Here is a 6,593-nt window from a genome sequence, read left to right as displayed (position 1 = left end):
TACGGAGCTCAGTCGTACGGATGCATATTTATCAAAGCATTGCAAAGCAAAGACTTTTCAGAAATCCTACTGATCTGCGTCAATTTTAATACCACCAGCTCACGGTTGTTCAAAAAATCAGGGCAAAACACCAAATTAGGCTTCGGACATAAGAAATAGTATGGGCGCAGTGATATATTTTATGTGCGAAGTTTAAGTTATCATATATTAAACAGCCGCTACTCAGGTATCGACTTGACATCCCCGTAAGATTCCTACATACTAATACAGGGATTATGATTGATAGACAGATGTCTGGAAAGGCGTGATTATTTTATGAAACACGAACATATTGCATTAGACTGTTGTGACAGTGTTGAGGTACATCAGGAATTGTTAAATATAGTAAATGAAAAGTTACCGCCGGAGGAAGTGTTATACGATCTGGCAGAGTTGTTTAAGGTATTCGGTGACTCTACAAGAATCCGGATCTTATTTGTCCTTTTTGAGGCAGAGGTGTGTGTCTGTGATCTGGCTGCGGCACTGAATATGACACAGTCGGCGGTTTCCCATCAGCTTCGCATTCTGAAACAGAACAAGCTGGTTCGTAGCCGCAGAGAAGGTAAATCCGTATTTTACTCTCTTGCAGATGCCCATGTCCGGGCAATCATCAATCAGGGACTGGAGCATGTGGAGGAGGATTGATTGTCATGTCAAATGAAAAGAAGCAGGAGTCATGCAGACAGCCGATCGGTGTGTTTGATTCCGGCATGGGAGGAATCAGCGTCCTTCGCGAGCTTGTGAAGGTGATGCCTCATGAAGATTTTATATATTTCGGAGATTCGGTGAATGCCCCGTACGGTACAAGACCGACAGAGCAGATTCGTGATCTGACGATCCATCATGTGGAGTCATTGATGGCACAGGGAGCCAAGGGGGTTGTGGTTGCATGCAATACGGCAACGAGTGCGGCAGTCGCTGTGCTTCGCAAGATGTATCCGCAGCTTCCTCTGGTTGGAATTGAGCCGGCACTCAAACCGGCGGCTGTACAGAAGCCGGGTTCCAGAATTGTAGTCATGGCGACACCTATGACGATCAAGCAGGAGAAGTTCTGTAACCTGATGAAACGATATGAGGACAAGATCCGGATCGTTCCGCTGCCATGCCCCGGCTTGATGGAATTTGTAGAGCGTGGAGATCTGAACGGAGATGATTTGAGAGAATATCTGCAGAAGCTTCTGACACCGGTCATGAAGGAGCCGGTCGATGGCATTGTATTAGGTTGTACGCATTATCCGTTTGTACGGGAGATGATACAGCAGGTTGTCGGCGACAAGGTGACGATCTATGACGGAGGTTCCGGAACAGCGCGGGAGATGCGGCGCCGTCTTCAGGAAAAGGATCTTTTAAATCCCAAGCAGGAAAGGGGACAGGTCCGGTTTTACAATAGTCGTGATACAGAAGAAGAACTGGCACTTTGTCGGTCATTATTTGAAAAATAAAAACGCCCGTTCCGGTATAAAGCCGGTTCGGGCATTTTCTGTTTTGAGTAAATAATTTAGAGAAGCAGGATTTACTTTTCAGTGACGATCACACGGCAGGATGCGGTGTTGCCATTTCGGATCGTTGCAGTGATCACTGCAATTCCGGGAGATTTGGCAACAATCTTGTTAAATGCATTCACTTTTGCAATATTGGGATCAGATGATGTGAATACAGGCTCTTCGGTCGTGACGCTTGGTCGTAGTATGATTTTCAAATGTTTACGGGTGTTTGGTGCCATTTTAATCTGTTTGAGATTAAAGCGGATGCTGGATGCCCATGGAGTGACAGTCACTTTACAGGTAAGAGTTGTCGTGGTGCTGTTAAAAAAAAGAAAGCCTTTCTTCTTAATCTTAACGGTAATTGTGGCGTTTCCTACGTTTTCCCCGGTAAGTTTACAGCTTGTGTCAGAATCCCCAGAGTCTACAGATACAACATCGCTGTCACTGCTCTTAAAGGACACGGTTTCATTGGTGATACCCTCAACAGTCAACTCGGTATCCTCGGATAAAAGCAGATCTGTGGAAATCATATCTAAGGAATATTTGGACACGGCTTCGGTCTTTTTGCGTTTCTTCTTGGATGCGGCAGATACGGATGCTGTATTCGCAAGAAGTGAGAACACCAAAAGCAGCATGATCCATCGGAATAAATTATGTTTATGTTTCATGGTCATCATACCTTTCTGTAAGTCTGTATGTGTCATTATACAGATAAGTTATTATACTTTATTATTGTATGATACCATCATAAACGGCATCCGTGGCAAAAACATGTCACAGAAAGAAAAAAATGCCATAATTTTTCCTTATTTTTATGATAAACTATGTATAATCACTAAGACTTCCACACGAAAGAAGGATGTGTAGCCATAATATTCCTTATGTCATGTCCGGAAAGCCAATAATAATTTTGCCTCAGGAAACAAGCTGATCCGTGAACTGAGACTAAAAAATTGACGCAGATCAGTAGGATTTCTGAAAAGTCTTTGCTTTGCAATGCTTTGATAAATGCACATCCGAACGACTGAGTCCCATGGGTGGGCTCAGCTATTTCGGACGGCACGCTCCCGCTACAACTGCACCACGCAGCGGTACATAACGCCCCAAGCATAAAATAATGCAAACAGTCAGTTAAGACTTGGGGCGTAAGTACCGGCGGGTGCAAGTGCCTCTCGAAACATCTGAATCCCACCTTGGGACGAGTACGGAAGGATGTGTTTATCAAAAATCAAAGCAGCAAAGCAATTAGACTTTTCGAAATCCGTAAGTGACAAGACAATTTTTTAGTCTCAGTTCACGGATTCTGCAATGCTTTGGCAGGCAAAATTCTTTTGTTCATACGCCGACATAAGGAATATTATGTCCGGAGTTATTTTAGGGGTGAGAGAAGTCTTAGTGATTATACAATATCAAGACATTTTCGGAAGGAAGGGGAAAATATGCAATACATATTGATCGCAGATGACAATAAGGATATCACAGATATTTTAGCGGCATATGTCCGAAAGGAAGGGTATGAACCGGTGATCGCAAAGGATGGTCTGGAAGCGGAGCGGCTTTTTGGTGAATATCAGCCGATGGCGATTCTTCTGGATGTGATGATGCCGGTGAAGGACGGCTACGAGGTTTGCCGATCGATCCGCAGGGAATCCAGTGTGCCGATCATACTGATCACGGCAAGAGGAGAGGATTATGACAAGATCATGGGACTTGATATCGGAGCGGACGATTATATTGTCAAGCCATTCAGCCCTGGAGAGGTTATGGCAAGACTCCGCGCTGTGCTGCGCCGTATTACACCGCCGGAGGAGCAGAAGCAGCAGGAGGGTGTGATCCGGATGAAGAATCTGTATATCAATCTGGAGGAGTATACCTTTAAGGTGGACGACAAGAGGATTCCTCTGACAAAGAAAGAGATCGAGACGATGTGGACACTGGCGAGCCATCCGAATAAGGTGTTTACGAGAGATAATCTGTTGGATAGTCTGTGGGGCTATGACTATTACGGGGACAGCCGGACCGTCGATTCTCATATCAAGCGACTGCGTTCAAAGTTAGACTCGGTGGAACATCCGGATTGGGGGATTAAGACCATCTGGGGAGTTGGTTATAAGTTTGAAGTAAAAGAAGCAGAGTAATGGACAAAGTGAAAAGCAGATGATTGGAAAGGCGTGGTTATTGTCATGAAGCGTTTGATTTGTATGTTTCGCAGAAATGATATTGTGATCCGTATATATCTGTCATTTATTGTGGTGATTGCCGTGACGGTAGCACTGATCGGAATCATATTCATGAGATTGTATGAAACCAATTATATGCGTTCTTATACGAAGACGTTGAGCAGGCAGTGTTCTGTCATTGCGGGACGTGTGGGAAAGCTTGCGCAAAAGGACAGGAAGGCGCGGTTTTCCAGATATTCGGCGGATATCGATGAATTGCAGAGGGCAGATGAGATCGATGTGTGGATCGTGAGCAATGAAAAGGCGGCAAATCCGCTGACACCGGATTACACCAATGCGGACACGGAAAGTCTGACCGATGAAATGTATGATGTACTGGATAAGGCGTTTCGGGGACAAACAGCTCACAGCTCTAATTTTGATAAAGTGTATGGTATGGTGATCCTGCGGATTGCAACGCCGATCTATGTCCATGAGAATGACAAGGAAGCGGCAGGAGCAGTAATGATGGTCAGTATGCTTGACCGGCAGCAGATGGGTGTCAGTCAGGGCAAGTATCTTCTGACATTGAGCGCATTGCTGGCAATGCTGATATCCTGCATTATTGCACTGGGCGCATCCCAATATCTGTCCCGGCCGATCGCACGGATAAGAAAGGACATTCAGCGGTTGGTGGATGGTGATTACAGTGATCGGAACACTGTGCGCCGGGACACTCAGCTCGGGCAGTTGGAGTCGGCACTGGATGAGCTTGCAGGACGTCTGCGCCAGATCAATGAGGAGCGGGAGAATCTGGATCATGTGCGCCAGGATTTCTTTGCCAATGTTTCACATGAACTTCGGACACCGATCACGGTAATGCGCGGCTATTCGGAGGCATTAGCCGATGGTGTGGTTGCCGGAGAGGAGCAGGAGCAGGAATACTATCAGAGAATAGTACAGGAATGTCAGGGGATGGAACGTCTGGTAGGAGATCTGTTCATTTTATCGAAAATGCAGAATCCCGATTTTAAGATTGAGAAAGAGCCGATCAGCCTGATTCAGATATTCAGTGATGTGGTGAGACATGGTCGTATTCTTGGAAAGGACAAGGGTATTGAATTTGTTGTAGATATGCCGGAGAACGAGCCGTGTCTGATCATGGGAGACTATGACAGGCTGCGTCAGATGTTTCTGATTATTGTGGACAATGCTGTGAAATTTTCAGAGAAAAATGGAAGGATTGAAATTTTTCTGATGCGAAAGGAGCAGAAAGAAAGTGTACAGCTTTTTGTACAGATCAAAGATCATGGCATTGGCATCCCCGAGGAACAGCTTCCGTATATCTTTGAAAAATTTTATACCTCAAAGCTACGGCAGAATCAGAACGGAACAGGACTTGGTCTGATGATCGCCAAGCAGATCGCCAAAAGACATGACGGCGATATTTCGGTGGAAAGCACACCGGGAGAAGGAACCACATTTTCCTTTGTATTTACGGAGTGTTCCGTGGAGGATGCAGAGGCACAGAGTATGTAAAGAAATGTTGTTGACAGCAATGAAAAAGAACCTGACTTTTGAGCTATTTTATAGTACTCAGAAATCAGGTTCTTTTAGGATAGAATTGGTTGTTTTTATGTTACAGGCATTTTGCCATTGTCTTTAAAGTTATATCAATATCTTCTTTCGTGTGAGCCAGAGAAATAAACATTGCCTCAAACTGCGCCGGTGCAATATAAATACCGTGTGCGAGCATCTTGTTGCAGTATGCAGCGTAGGCACTGACATCCGATGTCTTAGCACTGGCATAATCGGTAACCGGTGACTGTGTAAAGAAAATACTTCCGATAGAACCGACATGATTTACCTGCCATGGAAGCTCCTTCTGGCGGAGAAGCTCTTTGATCTGTCCGAAAAAGAGGTCAGACTTTTCATTTAATTCGGTATAATATTCCGGATGATCTTTTAAAAGAGTAAGCTGTGTGATGCCGGCAGCCATGGCAACCGGATTGCCGCTTAAGGTTCCTGCCTGATAGACATTTCCGACCGGAGCAACCTGCTCCATGATGTCTCGTCTGCCGCCGTAGGCACCGACCGGCATGCCGGCACCGATAATCTTGCCGAAGGTAGTCAGGTCAGGAGTGACGCCGTAATAACCCTGTGCGCCGGAGAGAGAAAGACGAAAACCGGTGATTACTTCATCGAAGATCAGAACGCTTCCGTATGCATTGCAGATTTCGCGCAGTGACTGCAGAAAACCTTCCTTTGGAGGAACTACACCCATGTTGGCACCGACCGGTTCCACGATAATGGCAGCAATTTCTTCGCCGCATTGCTCAAACAATGTACGCACACTGTCCACATTATTGTACTCCGCAGTCAGCGTATCTTTTGTAACAGAAGCAGGAACACCCGAACTGTCAGGGACGCCGGCGGTCATTACACCGGAGCCTGCTTTGACCAAAAGACCATCAGAATGTCCATGATAGCATCCGGTGAATTTGACAATCTTATCCCTGCCGGTGTAACCTCTGGCGGTGCGGATTGCACTCATGACTGCCTCGGTGCCGGAATTGACCATGCGCACCATATCGATGGATGGGACGATATCACAGATCAGCTTTGCCATGGTGACTTCCGGACGGGTGGCAGCACCGAAGCTTAAGCCGAGACGGCACGCGTCAAGCACAGCTTCTAAAACGGCAGGATGGTTGTGACCAAGGATCATCGGTCCCCAGGAACCGATATAATCAATATAACAGTTGCCATCCTCATCCCACATATATGCCTTGTCCGCTTTTGTGATAAAGCGTGGTGTGCTTCCGATGGAACCGAATGCCCGAACCGGAGAATTGACTCCGCCCGGGATATATTTAACGGCTTCGTTAAAAAGTGCTTCTGATTGTGTCAT

Annotated in this window: 6 protein-coding genes; 4 read left to right on the top strand and 2 right to left on the bottom strand. The window is 46.0% G+C overall.

Features of this window, described 5'->3' with window-relative positions; translation table 11 throughout:
- The first annotated feature begins 315 nt into the window (after window positions 1-315).
- Together ACZLMD_RS04590 and murI are read left to right on the top strand one after the other, a co-directional pair.
- Window positions 316-684 (top strand): ArsR/SmtB family transcription factor, encoded by a 369-nt coding sequence (locus ACZLMD_RS04590; protein WP_489495194.1) that lies wholly within the window; start codon window positions 316-318, stop codon window positions 682-684.
- 5 nt (window positions 685-689) lie between these two features.
- Entirely contained in the window at window positions 690-1,481 is a 792-nt protein-coding gene (murI, locus tag ACZLMD_RS04585) for a glutamate racemase (protein ID WP_118559440.1), read from the top strand.
- Window positions 1,482-1,552: 71 nt separating this feature from the next.
- On the opposite strand, the gene ACZLMD_RS04580 is transcribed toward murI, so the two are convergent.
- Window positions 1,553-2,191 (bottom strand): Ig-like domain-containing protein, encoded by a 639-nt coding sequence (locus tag ACZLMD_RS04580; protein ID WP_489495193.1) that lies wholly within the window; start codon window positions 2,189-2,191, stop codon window positions 1,553-1,555.
- A 771-nt stretch (window positions 2,192-2,962) separates the two neighbouring features.
- Here ACZLMD_RS04580 and ACZLMD_RS04575 point away from each other — a divergent pair.
- Both ACZLMD_RS04575 and ACZLMD_RS04570 read left to right on the top strand, forming a co-directional pair.
- A complete protein-coding gene (locus ACZLMD_RS04575; protein WP_022306043.1) occupies window positions 2,963-3,661 on the top strand; it encodes a response regulator transcription factor in 699 nt (232 codons plus the stop codon).
- Window positions 3,662-3,706: 45 nt separating this feature from the next.
- Window positions 3,707-5,221: a sensor histidine kinase gene (locus ACZLMD_RS04570; protein ID WP_489495192.1), complete on the top strand. Its 1,515-nt coding sequence runs from the start codon at window positions 3,707-3,709 to the stop codon at window positions 5,219-5,221.
- A gap of 100 nt (window positions 5,222-5,321) precedes the next feature.
- On the opposite strand, the gene hemL is transcribed toward ACZLMD_RS04570, so the two are convergent.
- Window positions 5,322-6,593, bottom strand: coding sequence for a glutamate-1-semialdehyde 2,1-aminomutase (gene hemL, locus ACZLMD_RS04565; protein ID WP_489495191.1), 1,272 nt, complete (start codon window positions 6,591-6,593; stop codon window positions 5,322-5,324).

It is taken from the genome of Jutongia sp. (assembly GCF_057878315.1).
This window is presented reverse-complemented; position numbering and strand designations above follow the sequence as displayed.

What these genes read in the sequence shown, in the direction of transcription:
- ACZLMD_RS04590 (WP_489495194.1), top strand. Translation starts at nt 316, where the DNA reads ATGAAACACGAACATATTGCATTAGACTGTTGTGACAGTGTTGAGGTA.
- murI (WP_118559440.1), top strand. Translation starts at nt 690, where the DNA reads ATGTCAAATGAAAAGAAGCAGGAGTCATGCAGACAGCCGATCGGTGTG.
- ACZLMD_RS04580 (WP_489495193.1), bottom strand. Translation starts at nt 2,191, where the DNA reads ATGAAACATAAACATAATTTATTCCGATGGATCATGCTGCTTTTGGTG.
- ACZLMD_RS04575 (WP_022306043.1), top strand. Translation starts at nt 2,963, where the DNA reads ATGCAATACATATTGATCGCAGATGACAATAAGGATATCACAGATATT.
- ACZLMD_RS04570 (WP_489495192.1), top strand. Translation starts at nt 3,707, where the DNA reads ATGAAGCGTTTGATTTGTATGTTTCGCAGAAATGATATTGTGATCCGT.
- hemL (WP_489495191.1), bottom strand. Translation starts at nt 6,593, where the DNA reads ATGACACAATCAGAAGCACTTTTTAACGAAGCCGTTAAATATATCCCG.